This is a genomic window from Trabulsiella odontotermitis, assembly GCF_030053895.1.
Classification (GTDB): domain Bacteria; phylum Pseudomonadota; class Gammaproteobacteria; order Enterobacterales; family Enterobacteriaceae; genus Trabulsiella; species Trabulsiella odontotermitis_C.
This window is the reverse complement of record NZ_CP125781.1, coordinates 4,070,089-4,091,646: the sequence shown is the minus strand read 5'-3', so window position 1 is coordinate 4,091,646 and position 21,558 is coordinate 4,070,089. Positions and strand designations below refer to the sequence as shown.

The following is a 21,558-nucleotide window of genomic DNA, read 5'->3' as shown; positions in this document are numbered from 1 at the left end:
CTCCACATACCGTATTCGTACTTCTATCCCCTAACGTCATTTGCTATTAAAAGAAGCATTTCAATCCAAGAAATACAATACAGAATAATAAAATTTAAAATTCCCAACAGGGATAATCTCAGTATCAAACCATCCATTTTATGTGTTAAAAAAAATAATGCGTAATACAAAAAAATCAATAAAGGCAGGTTTAAAAAGAGTATAATATCATTTTTCATAGTAAAAATTAAATGAATAAACAAATCAGATATTAAATTATTTCTCTGTGAATAAAATGGACGATAAAGTAGCAATGCCGCCTGAATTGATAATATAAATATATCAGCGATAACAATTTTTACTAGAAAACGGCTCATTGTTTCGCACCTTCTAATTTTTTGTACTCATCCAGAACATCGCTTACAAAGTCCTGACAGTTATTCACTATGAAGTTATAGTTATCATTTCCATATTGCTTACTTCCTTCCGGAAACAATAAATTATCTGGTTCGTTTTTGACTATCTCGACTGCTTTTTTCATTATATCATCATTATATTTTTCTTTATTACAGGTGTAATCATTAGTTTTAGGCTCACTAAATAACCCACTATCACCCCCGAAGCCGATATTAGTACCATCATCGAAGAATATGTGTGCATGGAAAACGCCAAGATCAAGACCTGTCATGCCATTTGTTCTAATACCTCGCGAACCTTTGAGAGGTCTTGAACAAACTTGAGCTAAGCCTAATGGATCTACAAATTGGATAGGATTCAATGGATACGTATAAGGGTTCCATCCCCCCCTCAACCCGATAGGATCCTGAGTAATATACCGACCCTGCGTTGGGTCATAATACCGGTGACGGTTATAGTGCAGCCCCGTCTCTTTATCGTACTGTTGCCCTGGCAAACGGATAAGTTGCTCCAGATCATCCGGGTTATCTTCCCGCAACATGTTGCCCCATTCATCGTATTCTGCACTCCACGCGATTCCGCCATCGGTCTGTATCAACGCCAGCGGCAGGCCGCGGTGGTCGCAGTGATACAGGTGGATTTTACGCAGTGGCGTGTACACGGGTTCCATCTGGTTTTCCATCTGTGCCGGAGTCAGTCCGCACTGTGCCAGCCACTGGCGGTTCGCTTCACTGATTTTACCCAGTCGCAGCTCCTGTTCCAGGTCGTCCAGCATAGTTACCAGCTCCGACATGAAGGTCATGCCTGCGTCTTGCTGAAGCTTCTCCGCCAGTGAGCGGTGTGCCGCTTTTTTAAGCTCTTCCATCGATGTTTCGATTCTGAGCAGAGGGGTGAAGCTGCCCGGCAGGTAAACCGTCTGGACGCGGTGGTTGTCCGTCTGCGCGGTGGTCAGCCGGTCGCCGTCCCAGCCGTACCAGGTGGTGCCTTGCATTGTCTTTGCGGCGATGCGGCGGCCCAGCGGATCATACAGATACCGGCTTTCTTCCAGCGGCTGCCCCTGTTGGGTTCGAACATAATGTATCAGTCGGTGCTGACTATCGTAGGAATAGTGATGGGTATGGCTGCCGCCGTCGCGAACGCGGCGCTCATCCTTTTCCGTCAGCCTGCCGTGAGCGTCGTGGTGGTAAAACCAGTTCACGTCTTCACTTAGTCGGTTATCGGGGAAGCGTGCAGGCAGTGCCGGGTACTGTTGCTGACCAGCAATCCGGTTACCTGCCGGGTCGGTGAAGTATTCCTTTGTGGTCTTTGTGTGGGTCTGGTATTCCTGATTCAGCCTTCCCGCCGCGTCGTACTGATAATGTCGCTGTTGCAGGGGGGCGTGGATGTGTACCAGCTCTCCGCTGTTGTTATATATGTACTCCCGGTTGAATGCCGACAGGCTCAGCGTATGGTCTTGTAGCTGTCCGCTTGCGGTATACGCGCTAGCCAGCTCGTAAGTTCCGAAGCTACGTAGTGTCTCTCGATGCAAGCGGTCACGGATGAAGTCAATTAGGGGCTCATTACCGAATTTCATGCCCGCCAGGTAACCGGAGCCGTACGTCAACCATTCCACCGGCGGTAAATGGTCGGAGGTGGTCCGGTACACCAGGCTGTTCCGGTATTCGTACGCGGTGGTATGCTCCCATTGCAATTCACCGGCATCGGGGGTATGGACGGTCTGTCTCTCACGAGTCATCCGGCCTGTCTCATCATAGTCATAGTGCACGGTCACACGATGGCCGTTGCTGTGATGGCTGATATCTTTCAGCCAGCCGTACTCGTTGTATTGCCAGCGTTCGGCCTCTTCATCGTTCACCGTACGGTGCGTCAGGCGATCTGATGCATCATAGTGCCACAGCGTAACCAGGCCTTCGTCTTCGCTGCGGATGAGATGCCCGGAAACGCTGTAGTGGTAATGCCGTATCCTGCCGTCGAAGCCGCGTTCTGCCACCAGACGATCCATCGGATCCCAGGAGAAAGTGGTTGTGGCGTTGTTTTCATTCACTAGGGTGGTGATGCGCCCGGCAGCGTCGTATTTCATTTTTCGGGTCAGGCCACCTTCGGTAATACTGATCGGTCGGCCCCCCGCGTCGTACTGCGTTTCTCTGCGGCTGCCGTCCGGGGACACTACCGTCGTCAGGTCACCCGCCACGCTGTATTCATAGCGTGTTTCAAGGCCCGGTGTATCTTTACGACTGACCAGTCTGCCGCGTGAGTCGTAAGCCCAGTAATGGCTTAGGTCTTCTTCCTGATGTATGGCCGTGATCTGCCCGAAGCGGTTGTATTCATAGCGGGTTTCGTAGCCTGAGCAGTCGGTGAAGGTCAGCAACTGCCCGTAGCGACTCCACGTCATATGTTTGCGACTGCCTGAGGGGGCTTCGGTGGCGGAAGGATATTCACTCTGCGAGTCAGCATAAAAATAGCGGGTGACATCGCCCCGACGGGAGGTCTCTGCCGCCAGTCTGCCCAGGTCATCATACTCCTTTCTGCTGCTCAGGCCGTCAGCGCCGGTAGCGATGATAAGCAGGTGCTGGCCGTTATAGTTAAATTGTTGCGATCTACCATCCGGAGTGACGATTTCCGTCAGCAGGCCGGATCCTGGGCTCAGCCGATATTGTGTTTTGCGGCCCGCCGCATCCGTTTGTGCAATCAGTCTGCCTGCTGGATCGAATTCACTGTGAGTGGAACTACCGTCCGCCAGATCTTTTTTTATAACCCGCTTCATACCTCTTTCGCCTTCGGTGTGTAGCACCTCATGGCGGTTCAGGTTGTCGGTAATGGTGACAGTGTTTTTCTCATACCTGTAGGTATAACTCAGGTCGGCAGGATTATGTTGTTCCACCACACGCCCGGCGGCATCATAGCGGTAGACGGTTTTTGGTCGTCCGGCATACTGATGGGCTACCATCCGGCCTGGATGCTGCGGGTCATAATCAAAGCATCGCACCTGCGCATCTCCCCGGTCGTATACTGCCGCCAGCTCGCCGCGTGATGAATACTCATAGCGCACCAGAGCCACTGGGGGCAGCTTATCCGGATACTCAGGATCATGGGTGAGCCAGAGTGCCGCCAGGCGCACGCCCTCATCCGCGCCGTAGTGGGTCTGCGGTACGCCGCTTATTCGCGCAAGTTCCAGGCGAAAGCGACGTCCGGCCCCGTCGGTCACAGCCGTGATGTATCCGGTGAAATCCCCCCGAGCCTCCCGGTGAAAGGTCAGAGCGTGACCGAAACCATCCACCAATCCAGTCAATATCCGATGGGACGGCAGCGGAGCGGGCAGTGCTTCATCTACGCCGGGCACGCGATCAGCCCAACCGAGCAGCCACCACGGCCCCTGCGGGCTGGAGGTTGCCAGGTACATGTGCGGGCTCAGCCGAATGGACTCCGGTAGAGCCTGCCACAGTCGGTGTAATACGTTACTCTCATGCAGTTTCAATGTACCGCAGCGGGCCAGCCAGAGCGACTCGCTGCGGCTGAAGGCGGTTTCGCCGGGAAACAGTGGGTCAAAGTGGATGCTGCGTCCGCCGCTGTCGTTAAGGACGATCTCGCCGTCGCGTATCTGTAAGTGGATATCAGAGGGGGCATACCAGCCGGGGCCGAAGATACCCACCGGAGCGGGCGTCTTTGTCTGGTAGCTGCTGTATGAGCGGGAAAGCACAAAAGGAAGTGGCCCGGGTAGCGCTACATCGGTTTCGCCGGGAAGCACTTTAGCCCCGAGCAACGGGTTAACTGGAGAACCATAAGTGATACCACCGGGACACACCGAGCAGGCCACGCCGGTAGGGGCACCAATGAAGACCCCGGCGGAGCCCTGTACTATCGGGCCGCCGATGGCGGTCATGTCACCCTGTCGGGCGGCGGGTTTTCCTGTCATGGTCAAATCCTTTTGCTATGGTTTATTGTTCTCTTATTTATTTACTAACATGATGTAAGCTAAGAAATTATAAATAAAGCAAATAAAACAATAAGTTAGATATTTTTATAAGGATGCTTACATGTATGCAGAGAAGCAACTGTGATCTACATCACGAAAGAAATTATCTATTAAATGAATGATTTATTGTTGAATAATAAGGATTTATTCAATGTGTAAGAATTTCGTGTGAAGCTTTCCAGATTTATTTTTTGTCAGTGGCGAGATCCCTGCTGAGGCTCCTCCGCCTCGGGTTCGATATCGGCAGAGGGAGCACCAGCACCACCTGGATTACTGGCGATTGCATTACGTTGATCCAGACAATGACGACATGCAGCAGCGACGCGAAGACCTTATAAAGATGAAGCAGGCGGCGAAAGCCGTGAAGGAGAGATTGCTTAATTAACTTTGAAGAGAAGGGGGCTGAAAAGCAAAAAAGCACCCTCATGGCGCTTCAGGCTGTTAACAGAGTCCTGACTGAAAAGCCAGGACTTCTTTCTAATATGGTCAGTGCAAAAACAGACTGCTCGCCACGATAATAAAGCGGCCCATGGTTATCTATCAGGCCTTACGCGGCACCTTTCTTCTGCTCTTCCGCATCCGGCAGTTTTGGCGTCAGCACCGTCGGTTTGCTGTCGATGCGCGTCACCAGCAACTGGTCGATGCGGTAGTTATCAATATCCACCACTTCAAACTTGTAGCCAGAGAACTTCACCGCATCGGTGCGTTTCGGGATTTTGCGCAGCATAAACATCATGAAGCCGCCGATGGTTTCATAGTTGCCGGACTGCGGGAACTCGTCGATATCCAGCACGCGCATCACGTCGTCAATCGGCGTACCGCCGTCGATGAGCCAGGAGTTTTCGTCGCGTGCGACAATCTGCTCTTCCAGCCCCTGACCGACCAGGTCGCCCATCAGCGTGGTCATCACGTCGTTCAGGGTGATGATCCCCACCACCAGCGCGTATTCGTTCATGATCACTGCGAAATCTTCACCGGCGGTTTTGAAACTTTCCAGCGCTTCGGAGAGCGTCAGCGTATCCGGCACAATCAGCGTATTGCGGATCTGCACGCCGCCGGTCAGCGCCAGACTCTGATTCGCCAGCACGCGGTTCAGCAGGTCTTTGGAATCGACGTAGCCGATGATGTGGTCGATATCTTCTTTACAGACGAGGAACTTCGAGTGCGGATGCTCCGCGACTTTGTTTTTCAGGCTCTGCTCATCTTCGTTGATGTCGAACCAGATAATGCTCTCACGCGACGTCATGGAAGACGGTACGGTGCGTGATTCCAGTTCAAACACGTTCTCAATAAGCTCATGTTCCTGCTTACGCAGCACCCCGGCCAGCGCACCGGCTTCCACCACGGCGTAGATGTCATCAGAGGTGATGTCGTCTTTACGCACCATCGGCAGTTTGAAGATACGGAAGATCGTGTTCGCCATGCCGTTAAAGCACCAGACCAGCGGGCGGAAAACGAACAGGCAGAAGCGCATCGGGTTGATGATACGCAAAGCCACAGCTTCGGGCGCAATCATACCGATGCGTTTCGGTGTCAGGTCGGCGATGAGAATGAACATGCCGGTGACCAGCGAGAAGGAGAGAATAAAACTCAGTTGTTCTGCCAGTTCGGGTGACACATAGTTACTTAAGATGCCGTAAAACGCTGGTGAAAATGCCGCATCCCCCACGATACCGCCAAGGATGGCGACGGCGTTGAGGCCGATCTGCACCACCGTAAAGAAGGTGCCGGGGTTTTCCTGCATTTTCAGCACGCGTTGTGCGTTGATGTCGCCATCATCGGCGAGCAGTTTGAGTTTGATTTTTCGTGAGGCTGCAAGCGAAATCTCGGACATCGAGAAAAATGCGCTGACGCCAATCAGACAAAGTATTACTAAAATACTGTTTAACATATCTTATCCGGCCGTTCAGGCCAGATCCTCGGAAGGGAAGTTGCTCACTTTTATACACCTCATTCATGAATGATCGTGTGTACTAAGCGTGAGATTTGACAAGAAAAACCGGTCCGAAGGCCATGGACCGGTGATTTCGAGGTTAGTATAGCGTAAAGGGCTGTAAAGTCACCAGAGGGCGCTTCAGGCTTTGTTGAGCTGGCGGATCAGCGCCATTTCGGTCTGGCTAAACGCTTTCCCGTCCGCCGTCAGGACGTCATGGAACCACAACGACGGTTGCGGGTTTTCACGCGCGATATCGGGCCAGGGTAGCCAGGTTTGGGTTTTCCCCTGCACCAGCCCCCAGTGAAAAGCGCTCACGCGCTGCGCTCTGAACAACGGCAATTGTTCCACCATCGTGCTTCCCACATGCCGCGCCAGCCACTCGGTACAAAAAATGGGGCGCTGATGCCGGGAGAGCTGTTTCAGGATCCCCAGTTGCCCCGGCGTATCCACATAGGCGTGATAGCTGATGACATCGGAAAGGTGCAGCGCGGCGGCATCAATGGGGTGAATAAAGGCGTGGCGACAATCGTGGCGATCGGCAATATGCCAGGCGCCCACGGTCAGCGGTTGCTGCGGTTGCTCTTCCCGCGCCCACTGAAACAGCCGGGTCATCAGTGAAAGGGCGTACAACTCCAGCATATCGTCGAACTGATGGCATTCGCCTTCGTCGGTGAAAATCCCACCGTTGCCAGGCTCATTGTAGAGATCCCACAACAATACGCGCGGATCGTCGCGGAAATGGCGCACCACGTCACGCACGTAGCGTTCAATCTCCGGCCAGCGATTGCGATCCATCACCTGCTGGCGCCCCGGACTGGCCGCCGCCTGGCTGTTATGAATGCCCGGGCGCGGCGTTTTTTGCGGCCCGAGAAACGGTTCATCGCCGGAAAAGGCACAGTCATCCAGCAGGGTCAGCATCACCCGGAGTTGATGGCGGGCGGCGATCGCTAAAAACTGGTCGATGCGCGACAGCAGCCCGTCGCGATCATGCTGCCAGACGATAAACGGCAGGTTGGTACGCAACTGGTTATAGCCGTAACGGCTGGCCCAGCTCAGCTCCTGGTCGAGGGTGGCGGCATCAAAACTCTCCTGCTGCCACATTTCCGTCCAGTTCACCGCTGTGCGCGGAAGATAGTTAAAACCGCAACCCCATGGCAGTTGCTGATACCACGCCCGGGCCTCTTCGATACTCCATTGTTGATACATACGGGCTCCTTACTCCATTCCGGACACGCGCACGGTCTGTTGACGATGACCGGCACGCGTGCCGCCCCAGACTTCATCGTATGCATAGCCAGTCAGTTGTTTAATCACCTCACGGGCCGCAGGCTCGCAGTCGCGGTAATCGCCACCCAGCTTGCGGCGGGCGATCTCTTTGAGCAGCAGCTTGTGCGTGTCGCGGGTCAGTTTAAAGCGGTACGTGGTAAAGAAGCTGACAGCCAGCAGCCCGGCGGTCGCAAAAATCATCAGGCCGATGATTGCCTGCAGAGCGCTTTCCGGCTGAACACCGCTACCCTTCACAAAACCGGCCTCTTCCAGCACCAGGCCGATGATCAGGATCGCCAGTGCCACGGTACTTTTGCGCGTCAGCACCATCACGCCGGCGAAAATCCCTTCGCGACGCTGTTGGGTGACCATTTCGTCAATGTCGGGAATGAAGCTATAGATGTTCCACGGTATGTAATACAACCCCGAGCGCGCCGCCCCGAGCAGGATAAAAATCGCGGAAAACAGCAGGTTCGAAACCGCGGTTTCCGTGAGGTAGATATAAAACAGAAACGCCAGCACGAAGAAAATGCAGCCGTAAGAGAGGCGCAGCGCGGCGGATGGCGTCACATTAAAGCGGTTAAGCAGTTGCATAAAGCACCAGGTGCCAGGCACTGACGCAAAAGCGGCGATGCTCAGCCAGCCAGAAACCGCGGCGGCATCCTGACTCAGGCAATAAACCACGTAATAGGTGAAAACGGAGCCAAAGACATCCATCGCCGTAAACGAAAAGATATAAATAATAATATGCAGACGAAAGGCGCGAATACGGAAAGAGGAGAGCAGATCCAGTACCAGATATTTTAAATGATTCAGTAAACCGCCGCGTCGCTGTATTTCAGGCTGAAACGTATTTTCCTCCTGAACATCTTTTGCCTCCCAGGTACAACGCCAGGTAATAAATACCGCAATGCAAAAGATGGCGGAAAACAACAGGCCAGTCAGCGTATAGGTAAAGGGATTATCTTTGCCGGTAAATTGCATAATTACCCCCGGCACAGAAACTGCGAGAAAACCACCGAGCTGGGAGCAGATCATGCGGACGCCGGAAAGACGGCTGCGCTCTTCGTAGCGGTTGGTCATCTCGGCGGCCAGCGTCTCCCACGGCACCAGCACCATTGCGGAGAGCAGCTCGATAGACAGATAAGTGCCCAGGTAATACCAGTAGCCCATGTCAGTCAGCCACAGCAGGGCGTATAAAAACATTAACGGTGAGCTGAGTAATAAAAAGAAACGGCGGCGACCAAATTTACGGCCAAGCCACGTGTTGCCAAAATTATCCGTAATATAACCCATTACCGGGCTTAATAACGCGTCAATAACGCGGGCAATCGCGAATATTGATCCGGCCTCTAATACGCTCAGACCACAATAGGTGGTATAGAAAAACAGAAGCCAGGTGCCGATGATGGCGAAGGCGCCTCCGCCAAAAAGGTCGGTTACGCCATAGCCAATAGCGATCCCGTAACCGACTCTGCGTTCAGTAGGTTTAGTCATATTATTTTCCAGTGTGTAGGGTTTTTATGGCTGGAATTAATCGATTACATCAGTGAGATTTATCCATCGTCGTAACTGGGATGAGCGGTATATCGCCTCTACCAGTTGTAAGGAACAGGCCGCCGCGTCAAGATCCATTACGCCGTCAGCCGTGGGGTGGCGAAGCGCATGGTAAAAGTGTGCGATCGCCTGTTGATGCCCTGTGCCCCAGTAGCTTTTGCCGCCATCCGGAGCGGTGTCACGGGCCAGCTCGCGCTGACCATCGCCGGTGAGAAGCCACAGAATGTTGTCCTGTAGCCGCAGGGTGCCATGCTGGCAGTGGATCTCCAGCAGCAGCGGTGAATCGGTGACGTGAGCGTTGCTGGCATAGAACAGTCCGCGCGCGCCGTTATGAAATTCGAACGTCGCCATGGCGCTGTCCTCCGCCTCCGTGACTTCGTTCAGGGTGGCGTTATCCACCACGCCTTTAACCCGTCTGACGCCGCCGCCAAACCACTGCATCAGATCGAGCGTATGAATGGCCTGGTTGATGAGCAGACTGCCGCCTTCGGTGGCAAACCAGCCACGCCAGTCGCTGTCGCGATAATAGGCGTCACTCCGCGACCAGGTCAGAATGGCTTTGATGCTGTGCATCTCACCGAGCGTTCCCGCCGTCAGCAATGCGTCAATGGTCTGGCTGGTGGGGTTCACGCGGTTCTGATAACAGACCCCGAGCCGCCCGGTTGAGGCGTAAGCGGCGTGGCGGATCTCGGCAATATCACCGCCAGACATAGCAACCGGTTTCTCGCTGAAGACATGTTTCCCTGCCGCCAGTGCCGCCATGATCATCGGTTTGTGCAGGTAGTGCGGCGTGCAGATATGGACCACATCAATGTCATGGGCCAGCAGCATCTCCTGGTAGTCGCGATAAAACCGGCAGCCATAGCGTTGCGCCAGGTGCTCGCCTTTCGGCGTATCTACTTCGGCAATGGCTCGCAAATCCACGTCAGGGAGCAGGCGAAGCGCGTCGACGTGGTTACGGTGGATGGCGCCACAGCCAATAATGGCGGCGTTGAGCGAGGTCATCGCGCGCCTCCGGCAGAAGCATTCGCCAGCATCTGCGCTTTCACGCACAGCTCGGCGGCTTTAAACGCATGCGCCTGGCTCATGGCGTGTTCAGTGCGGTTCAGGCAGTCGAGGATTAACTCGCCAAAGAAGGGAAAACCCACCTGACCGGCAACCGGGTAGCGGAATTCACCGTCACGGTTGACCAGATAGACCACATCCTGCTCGCCGCGCGTCAGATCGACATATTTGCGGATCTCAATGTAACCCCCGGTGCCGAGCAGCGTCAGACGGCCGTCGCCCCAGGTGGAGAGGCCGTCCGGCGTGAACCAGTCGCAGCGAAAATAACCAGTGGCGCCGTTTTCGCCGCGCAGCAGGGCATCGCCGAAATCCTCGAAACGGGAGTACTGGGGATGGTTAACGTTGCGCGTCTGGCTGGCGACGATGGTGGCGTCGTGATTGCCGGTGAAGAACAGAAACTGCTCAATCTGATGGCTGCCGATGTCACAGAGAATGCCGCCAAAATCGCGGCGCTCATAGAACCAGTCCGGACGGCCCTGGCCCTCCCGGTGAGGCCCGGTGCCGAGGGTTTGTATCACCTGACCAATCGCCCCTTGTTTCACCAGTTGTCCGGCGAAAACCGCGCTTTCAACGTGCAGACGCTCGCTGTAATAGACGGCATATTTCCGCCCGGATCGGGCCACCATGGCTTTGGCGTCGTCCAGCTGTGCAAGGGTGGTCAGCGGCGCTTTATCGGTAAAATAGTCCTTCCCGGCGGCCATCACCTGTAGCCCCAACGCGCAGCGTTGCGCGGGAATAGCCGCTCCGGCAACGAGCTGCACGTCATCGTCAGCCAGAATTGTTGCCAGCGAATCGGCAATCTTCACCTGCGGATACTGGCGCACAAAGTCTTCGCATTTCTGACGGTTAGCGTCCCAGACCCATTTCAGGGTGCCGCCAGCTTCCAGCAACCCGTTGCACATGCCGTAAATATGACCGTGGTCAAGGGCTGCGGCAGCAAAGACAAATTCGCCCGGTTTGACGACCGGCTGCGGTTTCCCTGTCGGGGCGTAATTCATGCCATCATTTTTGTTCATCGGGGGTTCTCTCATCCAGATTTTGGCCGAGGGGAATCGCTCCCACTTCGCGAAAGCGGGTAACGGAAGCGGTTTTTTCGTAAAAGCGCGGGGCAAGGGCGGTAAGGCCGCCGGTACAGTAAAAAGGATCGTCAGGAGGGATGGGCAATGACACGATGCGACCAGTAATCGCCGACGCATAGATCGCGGTGATCACCTCCAGCGCCCGTTTGCCCTGCAGGCCATCGACGAGTGGCGGCGTATTGTGCTCAATGGCGCTGAGCAGGTTGTCTACCTGCCCGGCATGAAGCGTCCAGGGGAGCGAGGGTGTGGCGTCATGAAGGGCGTTGAGGCGCGCTTCGCGGTCGGTGTCGTGTGCGTCTTCGGGAAAGCCGTTGTCCGCACTCTGAAAGGCCACGGTTTTCCACGGCGCGGAAATGCGCGCCTTCTCTCCCTGAATCACGATTTTTTGTTCTTTGCCGTGATGCACCACCGATGCGGTAAGCTGCGCCAGCGCGCCATTGTGGTACCGGAAAATGGCAGACGTGAGATCTTCCACTTCAGCGTTGTTGTGAGCCACGTTACTCATCATGGCGCTGACGTCATCGGGAACACCGAGCAACCACAGCATGGCGTCGATGTGATGTACCGCGTGGTTTAGCGTACAGCCGCCACCCTCTTTTTCCCAGGTGCCGCGCCACCAGAGGTCGTAATAACAGTGACCGCGCCACCACAGTGAATCCACTTGCGCATGGCAGAATTTCCCCGCGAGCCCGGAATTCACCGCCGCTTTCAGTCGCCAGAAGGCATCGGTAAAACGGTTCTGGGCAATAATCGACAGCTGTTTTCCGCTGGCCTGTTGCGCCGCTATCATGGCATCGCACTCTTCCAGTGACGCGGCCATCGGCTTTTCACACAGCACATGTTTTCCGGCACGCAGCGCAGCGATGCTGATTTCCGCATGCACATACGGCGGCGTACAGACGTCGACAATATCGATATTCGCGCCGTCCTCCAGCAGTTGCTGGTGGCTGGCGTAAACGCGGGCATGACTCAGCCCGTAGCGGGCTTTTTTATCCCGCGCTTTCTCCGGATAGATATCCACCAGCGCGACGATCCGACAGCGCTCTGGAAACTGCAAATAGCCCTGAATATGGTGGTGTGAGATGTTTCCGGTTCCCACAATGGCGATATTGAGCATGTTGTTTCCCCTGTGATTACCAGCTACCGGAGGCGTCCAGCGTGCGGCTGGCGACCGGTTTTTCGACGGAGGCCGCGATGCGCTGTTGCAGCAGGGCGTAGTAGTGCTGTTCGTCAAAGGGGAGACTGACCCAGTCGTCGGTCCAGGTGGAAAGATGCATGGCGTTGGAGAGCGTCAGGCCGTGAATGCCGTCGTAACCGGGAGCAATCAGCGGTTCGCCGCGCAGAATAGCAGCGGTAAAGTTGGCGGTAATGACCTGGTGATCGCTGCACTCCGGCGCACAGGGAATCGACACTTCCCAGCATTCTGGCTCGCCGAAGCCGTTTTGCCAGCGGGCGTTGAAGTCGGTTTCGGATTCACGCAGCCGCCAGAAGCGAAGCTGGCCCGCTTCGACCACCACTTTGCCGCGACTGCCGACAATTTCCAGACGATTGGTGCCTGGCGTTTCGGCAATGGTTGTGATGAACACACCAGTGGCGCCGTTGGCGTATTCCGCATACGCGGTCACCTCGTCTTCCACTTCGATATCCCGGTGTTTGCCGAACTGGCAGAAGGCCCGCAGCCGCACCGGCATGCCGACCAGCCACTGCCAGAGATCCAGTTGATGCGGATCCTGATTCAGCAGCACGCCGCCACCTTCGCCTTTCCAGGTGGCGCGCCAGCCGCCGGAGTTGTAGTAACTCTGCGAGCGATACCAGTTGGTGATGATCCAGTTGGAACGGCGGATCTCGCCCAGTTCGCCGCTGTCGATGAGATCCTTCACTTTCTGATACAGCGGGTTCGGGCGCTGGTTGTACATGATGCCAAACTGTACGTCGCACTCGCGGGCACAGGCGTTCATCTCTTGCACCTGGGCGGTGTAGACCCCTGCCGGTTTTTCGCACAGCGTGTGGATGCCCGCGCGCATGGCCATCATTGACAGCGCCGGGTGGTCATAGTGCGGCGTGGCGACAATCACCGCGTCAATTAAACCGCTGTTGATCATCTCTTCTGCATTATCAAACAGCGGAACGTCGGTGCCGGTGAGACGGCGGATCGCGGCATGTTTTTCGGGGTTGTGATCGCAGACAGCAGTAAGGCTGGCGCCCTCAATCTGGTCTGCCAGCAGGTAACGCGCGTGGACTGTACCGATATTACCGACACCAATAATGCCAAAACGTACCTTCTCCATTTCTTACCTTCATTCAGCGTCAGAGGGGAATGTGCGGAACATAAAAAACAGAGAAAAAAGCGACAATGAGAATTTGTGAGAACGCTCGCAGGGCGGATAAGAAAATCACTACGCGAAGAAAATTTGGTTTAAAAAACAGAACGCTGGGTCTGCAAATAATTGCAGAAATTGATTGCGAGGGAGGTCACATAATGCCAGGTAAGCTGAAAATGGAGGAAATTGCGGCGCTCACCGGCTACTCCATCAGTACCGTGTCCCGGGTATTAAGCGGTAAGTCCTACAGCAGCGACAAAGCCCGTGAGGCCATCGTGCGCTGCGCGCGGGAGCTGGGCGTGCTGGATGAGCTGGCGTCCGGTCGGCTGCTGATCAACGGCATTGCTGTCTTCGCGCCCGGCAGAACCTTCAACGCCCGGGGCGATATCTTTTATCTGGAAGTGACGCGCGGGATCGCGCAGGCGCTGAAACCGCACAACGTCTGGCTGAGCTATTGTGGGCTGGAAGAGCAGCGGGCAGATGTTAAGCTCTTTCTGGAAAAGGCGAATCATAAAGATATCAATGCAATCATCATCATTGGCTGTGATGACGACACGCTGTTTAACGTTGCCGCCACGCTGAACAAACCCTGCGTATTAATTAATACTCATGATCGCGAAATGCGGCTGGATGCGGTTTCGCCGGATCACCGCGCCATCGGCTTTTACGCGCTGCGCTACGTCTTCGGGCAGGGACACCGGCGGGTGCTGTCTATTACCACGCTGCGCCGGGAGACGCTGTATGAGCGGTTGAACGGCATCAAAGAAGCGTACCGCGACTGCCATGTGCCGTTTGATCCACAACAGGATTTGCTGGTGACCGAAGGCTTTTCTGCCAGGGAGGCAGAGCAGGCGCTGGAAACGTGGCTGGCCGCACGACCACGTGAACTCTGGCCCGAGGTGATTTTCCCTGGCTGCAGCGATATGACCACGGGGGTATTGCGGGTGCTGGCGCGGCACAATCTCCGCGTGCCGGAAGACATTTCGCTTATTACCACCGATGTAATGTGGAATCTGGAAAATGGGCTGGCGACGCCGGTCAACGGGATTGCGGTACCCTGTCGCGATCTGGGGATTGAGGCGGTGCATTTGCTACAGCAACGTCTGAACCGGCCGCAGGCGCCGGTGTTTAATCTGCTGTTGCAGGGGCAAATGCGGGATTTTGGTTCGGTGATGAATGCCACGCGCCACGCGGCTCGCGTGGCGCTTGACGCCTGATTATGCCGTTTGTGGCGGCAGGCAAACCCCAATGCCGCCGATGCCGCAATAGCCGTACGGATTCTTGTGCAGATACTGCTGGTGATCGTCTTCCGCGTAATAAAACGGTTTTGCGGCAGCGATCTCCGTGGTGACCTGGCGGTCATCCCCCGCGGCGCGCATCGCCGCCTGGAAACGCCCGAGGCTGGCTTTCGCCGCGGTTTCCTGCTCCGGCGTCAGCGGATAAATCGCTGAACGATACTGCGTACCGTGATCGTTGCCCTGGCGCATGCCCTGCGCCGGATCGTGGTTTTCCCAGAAGACCTGCAGCAGTTGTTCGTAACTGACGACTTTCGGATCGTACACTACGCGCACGGCTTCCGCATGGCCGGTCTCCCCGCTGCAGACTTCGCGGTACGTCGGGTTGGGCGTAAAACCGCCGGTGTAGCCCGCCGCGGTGCTGTACACCCCCGGCAACTGCCAGAACAGCCGTTCCACGCCCCAGAAGCATCCCATGGCAAACAGCGCGATTTCCATGCCGTCCGGTACGTTGGTCATGGAGTGATTGTTAACAGCATGCAACGTCGCCACTGGCATTGGCGTATTGCGACCGGGTAACGCATCCGACTGGCTGACAAGATGGTTTTTATCGAAAAGACTCACGATTTGGCCTCCGGGAAAAGGAAATTGTGGTTAAGGTTGTCACAGGCTGCGTCTTTTAACACAATAAGCAACTAGATTTAAACATACGAGAATATAGCTAAGTTGTCTTTTTTTCAGTCCAATGATAATGGATTGTTACGTCGTGGATCGACGCTTGTGTTTCCTGTAGGGGAGGAAACAAGGAAATTCAGGAGAAAACGTGCCAAAAATCTGCCAGTTATGTGTGGCCAGCCTGGTGATGGTCAGCGGGGTTGCCAGTGCAGCGAATGTACGTTTGCAGGTTGAAGGACTCTCAGGAAACCTGGAAAAAAACGTTCGTGCCCAGCTTTCAACCATTCAGGGCGATGAAGTGACGCCTGACCGCCGCTTTCAGGCGCGTGTGGACGACGCCATCCGCGAAGGCCTGAAAGCGCTGGGGTATTACGAACCGACGATCGATTTCGAACTCAAGCCGCCACCGGCAAAAGGCCGCCAGGTGCTGCTGGCGAAAGTCACTCCCGGCGAGCCGGTGCGTATCGGCGGTACCGGGGTGATCCTGCGTGGCGGTGCGCGTACCGACAGGGACTATCTCGACCTGCTAAAGAAGCGTCCGGCGGTTGGCACAGTGCTGAATCATGGCGATTATGACGGCTTCAAGAAAGATCTCACCAGCGTGGCGCTGCGCAAAGGGTACTTCGACAGCGAATTCAACAAAAGCCAGCTTGGCGTGGCGCCCGACCGGCACCAGGCTTTCTGGGACATCGACTACGACAGCGGCGAACGCTATCGCTTCGGCGCGGTCACCTTTGAAGGCTCGCAGATTCAGGATCGCTACCTGCAGCATCTGGTGCCGTTCAAACAAGGGGATTACTACACCTCCGCCGATTTAGCCGAACTGAACCGCCGCCTGTCGGCCACTGGCTGGTTTAACTCCGTAGTGGTGGCGCCTGAATTTGATAAATCCCGGAAAACCAAAGTGCTGCCGCTGCATGGCGTGGTGTCTCCCCGCAGTGAAAATACCATTGAAACCGGGGTCGGTTATTCCACTGACGTTGGGCCGCGCGTGAAGGCGACGTGGAAAAAACCGTGGATCAACTCCTACGGTCACAGCCTGACCTCCAGCGCCAGTATTTCCGCACCGGAACAGCAACTCGATTTCAGCTATAAAATGCCGCTGTTGAAAAACCCGCTGGAGCAGTATTACCTGGTGCAGGGCGGCCTCAAGCGTACCGATCTTAACGACACCAAATCAGACTCCACGACGCTCGCCGTCTCACGTTACTGGGATCTTTCCAGCGGCTGGCAGCGTGCTATCAATTTGCGCTGGAGTCTCGACCACTTTACCCAGGCTGACGTCACTAATACCACGATGCTGCTCTACCCGGGAGTGATGATTAGCCGCACCCGTTCACGCGGCGGCCTGATGCCGAACTGGGGTGATTCGCAGCGTTATTCTGTGGATTATTCCAACACTGCCTGGGGCTCTGATGTTGATTTCGTTGTCGTGCAGGCGCAAAACGTCTGGATCCGTACGCTTTACGATCGCCATCGTTTTGTGGCGCGTGGCAACCTCGGCTGGATAGAAACCGGCGATTTCGACAAAGTGCCGCCGGATCTGCGTTTCTTCGCCGGGGGCGACCGCAGCATTCGCGGCTACAAATATAAATCCATCGCACCAAAAGATGACGATGGCAAGCTGATCGGTGCGTCAAAACTGGCGACCGGCTCGCTGGAATATCAGTACAACGTAAGCGGCAAATGGTGGGGCGCGATGTTTGTCGACGGTGGTGAAGCGGTCAGTGATATCCGCAAGAGTGATTTCAAAACTGGCGCGGGTGTCGGCGTTCGCTGGCAGTCACCGGTCGGGCCGATCAAACTCGATTTCGCTGTACCGGTCGGCGACAAAGAAGAGCACGGTTTGCAGTTTTACATCGGTCTGGGGCCTGAATTATGAGTTTATGGAAGAAAATAAGCCTCGGCGTACTGATAGTTATTGTGCTGCTGCTGGGGGCGGTGGCGTATCTCGTGGGCACCACATCCGGGTTACATCTGATTTTCAAGGCGGCGAACCGTTGGGTGCCGGGGCTGGAAATCGGCCAGGTGACTGGCGGCTGGCGTGATCTGACGCTGAAAAACGTGCGCTATCAGCAGCCCGGCGTGGCGGTGGATGCCGGGCAACTGCATCTGGCGGTGAAACTGGATTGCCTGTGGAGCAGCGCGCTGTGCGTGAATGACATTTCGTTGCGCGACATTAACGTCGCCATCGACAGCAAGAAAATGCCGCCGGCGGCGCCGGTCGAAGAAGAAGCGAGCGGCCCGCTTAATCTTTCCACACCGTATCCCATCACCCTGAGCCACGTGGCGCTGAATAACGTCAATATCAACATCGACGATACCACCGTGTCGGTGATGGATTTCTCCACCGGGCTCAACTGGCAGGAGAAAGATCTGACCCTGACGCCGACGACGCTTAAGGGGTTGCTGATTGCCCTGCCGAAAGTGGCGAAGGTGGCGCAGGAAGAGGTGGTCGAGCCGAAAATTCAAAATCCGCAGCCGGAAGAGAAACCGCTGGGTGAAACGCTGACCGAACTGTTCTCGAAACCGGTACTGCCGGAGATGACCGACGTTCATCTGCCGCTGAATCTCAACATTCAGGAATTCCGTGGTGAGCAATTGCGCCTGACCGGGGATACCGACCTGACGATCTTTAATATGCTGCTGAAAGTGAGCAGCATTGACGGCAATACCCGGCTGGACGCGCTGGATATCGATTCGAATCAGGGAACGGTAAACGCCACCGGCACCGCGCAGTTGCAGGATAACTGGCCGGTCGACATTACGCTCAACAGTACACTGAATATTGATCCGCTGAAGGGTGAAAAGATCAAACTGAAAGTGGGCGGTGAGCTGCGTAAACAGCTGGACGTCGGCGTGAATCTTTCCGGTCCGGTGGATATGTCGCTTCGCGCGCAGACGCAACTGGCGGAGGTCGGGTTGCCGCTGAATGTCGAGGTACAGAGCCAGCAATTGTACTGGCCTTTTACCGGCGAGAAGCAGTATCAGGCCGATGACCTGGCGCTGAAACTCAGCGGCAAAATGACCGATTACACCCTGTCGTTCCGTACCTCCGTGAAGGGGCAGGGCGTACCGCCCGCCACCATCACGCTGGATGCGAAGGGCAACGAAAAACAGGTAAATCTCGACAAGCTCGTCGTGGCGGCGCTGGAAGGCACCACCGAACTCAAGGCGCTGCTGGACTGGCAGCAGGCGATCAGCTGGAACGGCGAATTAACGCTGAAAGGCATTAACACCGCGAAAGAGGTGCCTGACTGGCCGTCGAAGCTGGACGGGCTGATTAAAACCCGCGGCAGCCTTTACGGCGGCAGCTGGCAGATGGACGTGCCGGAACTGAAAATCACCGGCAATGTGAAACAGAACAAGGTCAACGTTGAAGGCTCGCTGAAAGGCAACAGCTATATGCAGTGGACCATTCCAGGGCTGCATCTGGCGCTGGGGCGCAACAGCGCCGACGTGAAGGGCGAGCTGGGCGTGAAGGATCTCAATCTGGATGCCACCGTCGACGCCCCCAATCTCGATAACGCCCTTCCGGGGCTGGGCGGCACGGCGAAAGGTCTGCTGAAGGTTCGCGGAACGATCGACGCTCCGCAGTTGCTGGCAGATATCACCGCGCGGAACCTGCGCTGGCAGGAACTTTCCGTTACGCAGGTACGCGTGGAAGGCGACGTTAAATCGACCGATCAAATTGGCGGCAACCTGAAGGTTCGCGTTGATAACATCGTCCAGCCGGGCGTCAACATGAGCCTCGTGCAACTGGACGCCAAAGGCAACGAGAAGCAGCATGACCTGCAACTGCGCCTCCAGGGCGAGCCGGTGTCGGGTCAACTGGCGCTGAAAGGGAGTTTTGACCGTAAAGAGGAACGCTGGAAAGGCGAGCTGAGCAATACCCGTTTCCAGACGCCGGTCGGGCCGTGGTCGCTGAGCCGCGCCATTGCGCTGGATTACCGCAATCAGGCGCAAAAAATCAGCATCGGGCCACACTGTTGGAACAACCCGGATGCTGAATTGTGCGTGCCGCAAACTATTGATGCCGGCGCGGAAGGCCGCGCTGTCGTTAATCTCAACCGTTTCGACCTCGCGATGCTGAAACCGTTTATGCCAGAAGCGACGCAGGCCAGCGGGGTCTTTAGCGGCAAAGCCGATGTCAGTTGGGACACTACCAAAGAAGGGCTGCCGCAGGGGAGTGTGACGCTCTCCGGGCGCAACGTCAAAGTGATGCAGGTGGTGAACGATGCGCCGCTACCGGTGGCGTTCGACACGCTGAATCTGAACGCAGAACTGCGCAACAATCGTGCGGAACTGGGCTGGCTGATTCGTCTCACCAATAATGGTCAACTGGATGGTCAGGTGCAGGTGACCGATCCGCAGGGACGCCGTAATCTCGGCGGCAACGTTAACATCCGCGACTTCTCGCTGGCGATGATCAACCCGATCTTCTCGCGAGGCGAGAAAGCCGCCGGGAAGCTCAGCGCGAATTTGCGCCTGGGCGGTAATCTGCAGGGGCCGCAACTGTTTGGTCAGATGCAACTGAGTGGCGTCGATATTGACGGCAACTTTATGCCGTTCGATATGCAGCCGAGCCATTTAGCGATGAATTTCAACGGTACGAGTTCTACGCTACAGGGCTCAGTGCTGACGCAGCAGGGGCAGATCAACCTCAGCGGCGATGCGGACTGGAGCCAGATTGATAACTGGCGCGCCAACATCGCCGCCAAAGGCAGCCGGGTGCGGATCACCGTGCCGCCAATGGTGCGTCTGGATGTCTCGCCGGACGTGGTGTTTACCGCCACGCCAAGCCTGTTTACGCTGGACGGCAACGTGGATGTGCCGTGGGCACGTATTGTGGTGCACGAGTTGCCGGAAAGCGCCGTTGGCGTCTCCAGCGACGAGGTGATGCTGAATAATGATCTGCAGCCGGAAAAACCGCAGACGGCGTCGATCCCCATCAACAGCAACCTGAATATCCACGTCGGCAACAACGTGCGTCTGGATGCGTTTGGCCTGAAAGCGCGCCTGACGGGCGATCTTAAAGTCGCGCAGGATAAACAGGGGCTCGGGCTGAACGGGCAGATAAATATCCCGAGTGGCCGCTTCCATGCTTATGGCCAGGATCTGATTGTGCGCAAAGGTGAACTGCTGTTCTCTGGCCCGCCGGATCAGCCATTGCTGAACATCGAAGCTATTCGCAACCCGGAAGCCACAGAAAACGACGTGATCGCCGGCGTTCGCGTCACCGGAACTGCCGATCAGCCAAAAGCGGAAGTGTTCTCCGATCCGGCGATGTCGCAGCAGCAAGCGCTTTCCTACCTGCTCCGCGGGCAGGGTCTGGACAGCGAACAGAGCGATAGTGCAGCAATGACATCAATGCTTGTGGGTCTGGGGGTTGCACAAAGTGGTCAGGTTGTGGGTAAAATCGGCGAGACGTTTGGCGTAAGCAATCTGGCGCTGGACACCCAGGGGGTCGGTGACTCCTCACAAGTGGTGGTCAGTGGCTATGTCTTGCCGGGTCTACAGGTGAAATATGGCGTGGGTATTTTTGACTCACTGGCAACGCTCACGTTACGCTATCGCCTGATGCCTAAGCTATATCTGGAAGCCGTGTCTGGCGTCGATCAGGCACTGGATTTGCTCTATCAGTTTGAGTTTTAGCAATGCGAATATTTGTTTACGGCAGTTTACGACGCAAACAAGGCAACAGCCACTGGATGACCAACGCTCAGTGGCTGGGTGCGCACAGTGTCGATGATTATCAGCTGTACAGTCTGGGCCACTATCCAGGCGCAGTGCCGGGAAAGGGCACAGTACATGGTGAAGTTTATCGTATCGACGCCTCGACCCTTGCCGAGCTTGATGCGCTACGCACCAAGGGCGGAGAGTACGCTCGTCATTTAATTCAGACACCGTACGGAAGCGCATGGATGTACGTGTACCAACGTCCGGTCGACGGGTTAACGCTGATTGAAAGCGGAAACTGGTTAGACAGAAACCAGGACTGAAAAGCCACGCCACCTTCGGGTGGCGTTGTTTTTTGCGAGCGCAGGTGGGAGTG

14 protein-coding genes are annotated in these 21,558 nt (G+C 55.7%); 4 read left to right on the top strand and 10 right to left on the bottom strand.

Translation table 11 applies throughout. The features are described 5' to 3' along the window. Positions 1-23: 23 nt before the first annotated feature. From QMG90_RS19360 to QMG90_RS19320, 9 genes are all read right to left on the bottom strand, one after another. Positions 24-356 (bottom strand): hypothetical protein, encoded by a 333-nt coding sequence (locus QMG90_RS19360; RefSeq protein ID WP_283281323.1) that lies wholly within the window; start codon positions 354-356, stop codon positions 24-26. Further along, positions 353-4,309, bottom strand: coding sequence for an RHS repeat-associated core domain-containing protein (locus QMG90_RS19355; RefSeq protein WP_283281322.1), 3,957 nt, complete (start codon positions 4,307-4,309; stop codon positions 353-355). Before QMG90_RS19355 ends, QMG90_RS19360 begins: the two co-directional genes overlap by 4 nt. Before the next feature lie 607 nt (positions 4,310-4,916). Beyond that, the gene (paeA, locus tag QMG90_RS19350) at positions 4,917-6,260 is read right to left on the bottom strand and encodes a polyamine export protein PaeA (protein WP_283281320.1); all 1,344 of its coding nucleotides are present in this window, start codon (positions 6,258-6,260) and stop codon (positions 4,917-4,919) included. Positions 6,261-6,443: 183 nt separating this feature from the next. Next, complete coding sequence (locus tag QMG90_RS19345; protein WP_283281318.1) at positions 6,444-7,511, bottom strand: glycoside hydrolase 5 family protein; 1,068 nt, start codon at positions 7,509-7,511, stop codon at positions 6,444-6,446. A 9-nt stretch (positions 7,512-7,520) separates the two neighbouring features. After that, entirely contained in the window at positions 7,521-9,068 is a 1,548-nt protein-coding gene (locus QMG90_RS19340) for an MFS transporter (protein ID WP_283281317.1), read from the bottom strand. 36 nt (positions 9,069-9,104) lie between these two features. Continuing rightward, positions 9,105-10,133, bottom strand: a complete 1,029-nt coding sequence (locus QMG90_RS19335; RefSeq protein ID WP_283281316.1) for a Gfo/Idh/MocA family protein — start codon at positions 10,131-10,133, stop codon at positions 9,105-9,107. After that, positions 10,130-11,209: a Gfo/Idh/MocA family protein gene (locus QMG90_RS19330; protein ID WP_283281315.1), complete on the bottom strand. Its 1,080-nt coding sequence runs from the start codon at positions 11,207-11,209 to the stop codon at positions 10,130-10,132. The genes QMG90_RS19335 and QMG90_RS19330 overlap by 4 nt, the downstream gene beginning before the upstream one ends. Further along, the gene (locus tag QMG90_RS19325) at positions 11,196-12,389 is read right to left on the bottom strand and encodes a Gfo/Idh/MocA family protein (RefSeq protein WP_283281314.1); all 1,194 of its coding nucleotides are present in this window, start codon (positions 12,387-12,389) and stop codon (positions 11,196-11,198) included. Before QMG90_RS19325 ends, QMG90_RS19330 begins: the two co-directional genes overlap by 14 nt. Positions 12,390-12,405: 16 nt before the next feature. Next, complete coding sequence (locus QMG90_RS19320) at positions 12,406-13,560, bottom strand: Gfo/Idh/MocA family protein (protein ID WP_283281313.1); 1,155 nt, start codon at positions 13,558-13,560, stop codon at positions 12,406-12,408. 191 nt (positions 13,561-13,751) lie between these two features. Between QMG90_RS19320 and QMG90_RS19315 the strand changes: the two genes are divergently transcribed. Then, on the top strand, positions 13,752-14,810 hold the full coding sequence (locus QMG90_RS19315; RefSeq protein WP_283281312.1) for a LacI family DNA-binding transcriptional regulator: 1,059 nt from the start codon (positions 13,752-13,754) through the stop codon (positions 14,808-14,810). Here the strand turns inward: QMG90_RS19315 and msrA are convergent, their stop codons facing one another. Beyond that, entirely contained in the window at positions 14,811-15,452 is a 642-nt protein-coding gene (gene msrA / locus QMG90_RS19310; RefSeq protein ID WP_283281311.1) for a peptide-methionine (S)-S-oxide reductase MsrA, read from the bottom strand. 199 nt (positions 15,453-15,651) lie between these two features. Here msrA and tamA point away from each other — a divergent pair, with 199 nt between their 5' ends. From tamA to QMG90_RS19295, 3 genes are read left to right on the top strand one after another with little or no spacing between them, the layout of a single operon-like run. Beyond that, entirely contained in the window at positions 15,652-17,385 is a 1,734-nt protein-coding gene (tamA, locus tag QMG90_RS19305) for an autotransporter assembly complex protein TamA (protein ID WP_283281310.1), read from the top strand. After that, positions 17,382-21,158 (top strand): autotransporter assembly complex protein TamB, encoded by a 3,777-nt coding sequence (tamB, locus tag QMG90_RS19300; protein WP_283281309.1) that lies wholly within the window; start codon positions 17,382-17,384, stop codon positions 21,156-21,158. Before tamA ends, tamB begins: the two co-directional genes overlap by 4 nt. A gap of 2 nt (positions 21,159-21,160) precedes the next feature. Continuing rightward, a complete protein-coding gene (locus QMG90_RS19295; RefSeq protein WP_054179625.1) occupies positions 21,161-21,505 on the top strand; it encodes a gamma-glutamylcyclotransferase family protein in 345 nt (114 codons plus the stop codon). Positions 21,506-21,558 lie beyond the last annotated feature (53 nt).

Bases quoted from the DNA above. Each gene is read 5' to 3' on its own strand.
- QMG90_RS19315 (WP_283281312.1), top strand. From the start codon at position 13,752: ATGCCAGGTAAGCTGAAAATGGAGGAAATTGCGGCGCTCACCGGCTAC.
- QMG90_RS19295 (WP_054179625.1), top strand. From the start codon at position 21,161: ATGCGAATATTTGTTTACGGCAGTTTACGACGCAAACAAGGCAACAGC.
- QMG90_RS19320 (WP_283281313.1), bottom strand. From the start codon at position 13,560: ATGGAGAAGGTACGTTTTGGCATTATTGGTGTCGGTAATATCGGTACA.
- QMG90_RS19360 (WP_283281323.1), bottom strand. From the start codon at position 356: ATGAGCCGTTTTCTAGTAAAAATTGTTATCGCTGATATATTTATATTA.
- paeA (WP_283281320.1), bottom strand. From the start codon at position 6,260: ATGTTAAACAGTATTTTAGTAATACTTTGTCTGATTGGCGTCAGCGCA.
- QMG90_RS19345 (WP_283281318.1), bottom strand. From the start codon at position 7,511: ATGTATCAACAATGGAGTATCGAAGAGGCCCGGGCGTGGTATCAGCAA.
- QMG90_RS19335 (WP_283281316.1), bottom strand. From the start codon at position 10,133: ATGACCTCGCTCAACGCCGCCATTATTGGCTGTGGCGCCATCCACCGT.
- QMG90_RS19340 (WP_283281317.1), bottom strand. From the start codon at position 9,068: ATGACTAAACCTACTGAACGCAGAGTCGGTTACGGGATCGCTATTGGC.
- QMG90_RS19325 (WP_283281314.1), bottom strand. From the start codon at position 12,389: ATGCTCAATATCGCCATTGTGGGAACCGGAAACATCTCACACCACCAT.
- QMG90_RS19355 (WP_283281322.1), bottom strand. From the start codon at position 4,309: ATGACAGGAAAACCCGCCGCCCGACAGGGTGACATGACCGCCATCGGC.
- QMG90_RS19330 (WP_283281315.1), bottom strand. From the start codon at position 11,209: ATGAACAAAAATGATGGCATGAATTACGCCCCGACAGGGAAACCGCAG.
- tamB (WP_283281309.1), top strand. From the start codon at position 17,382: ATGAGTTTATGGAAGAAAATAAGCCTCGGCGTACTGATAGTTATTGTG.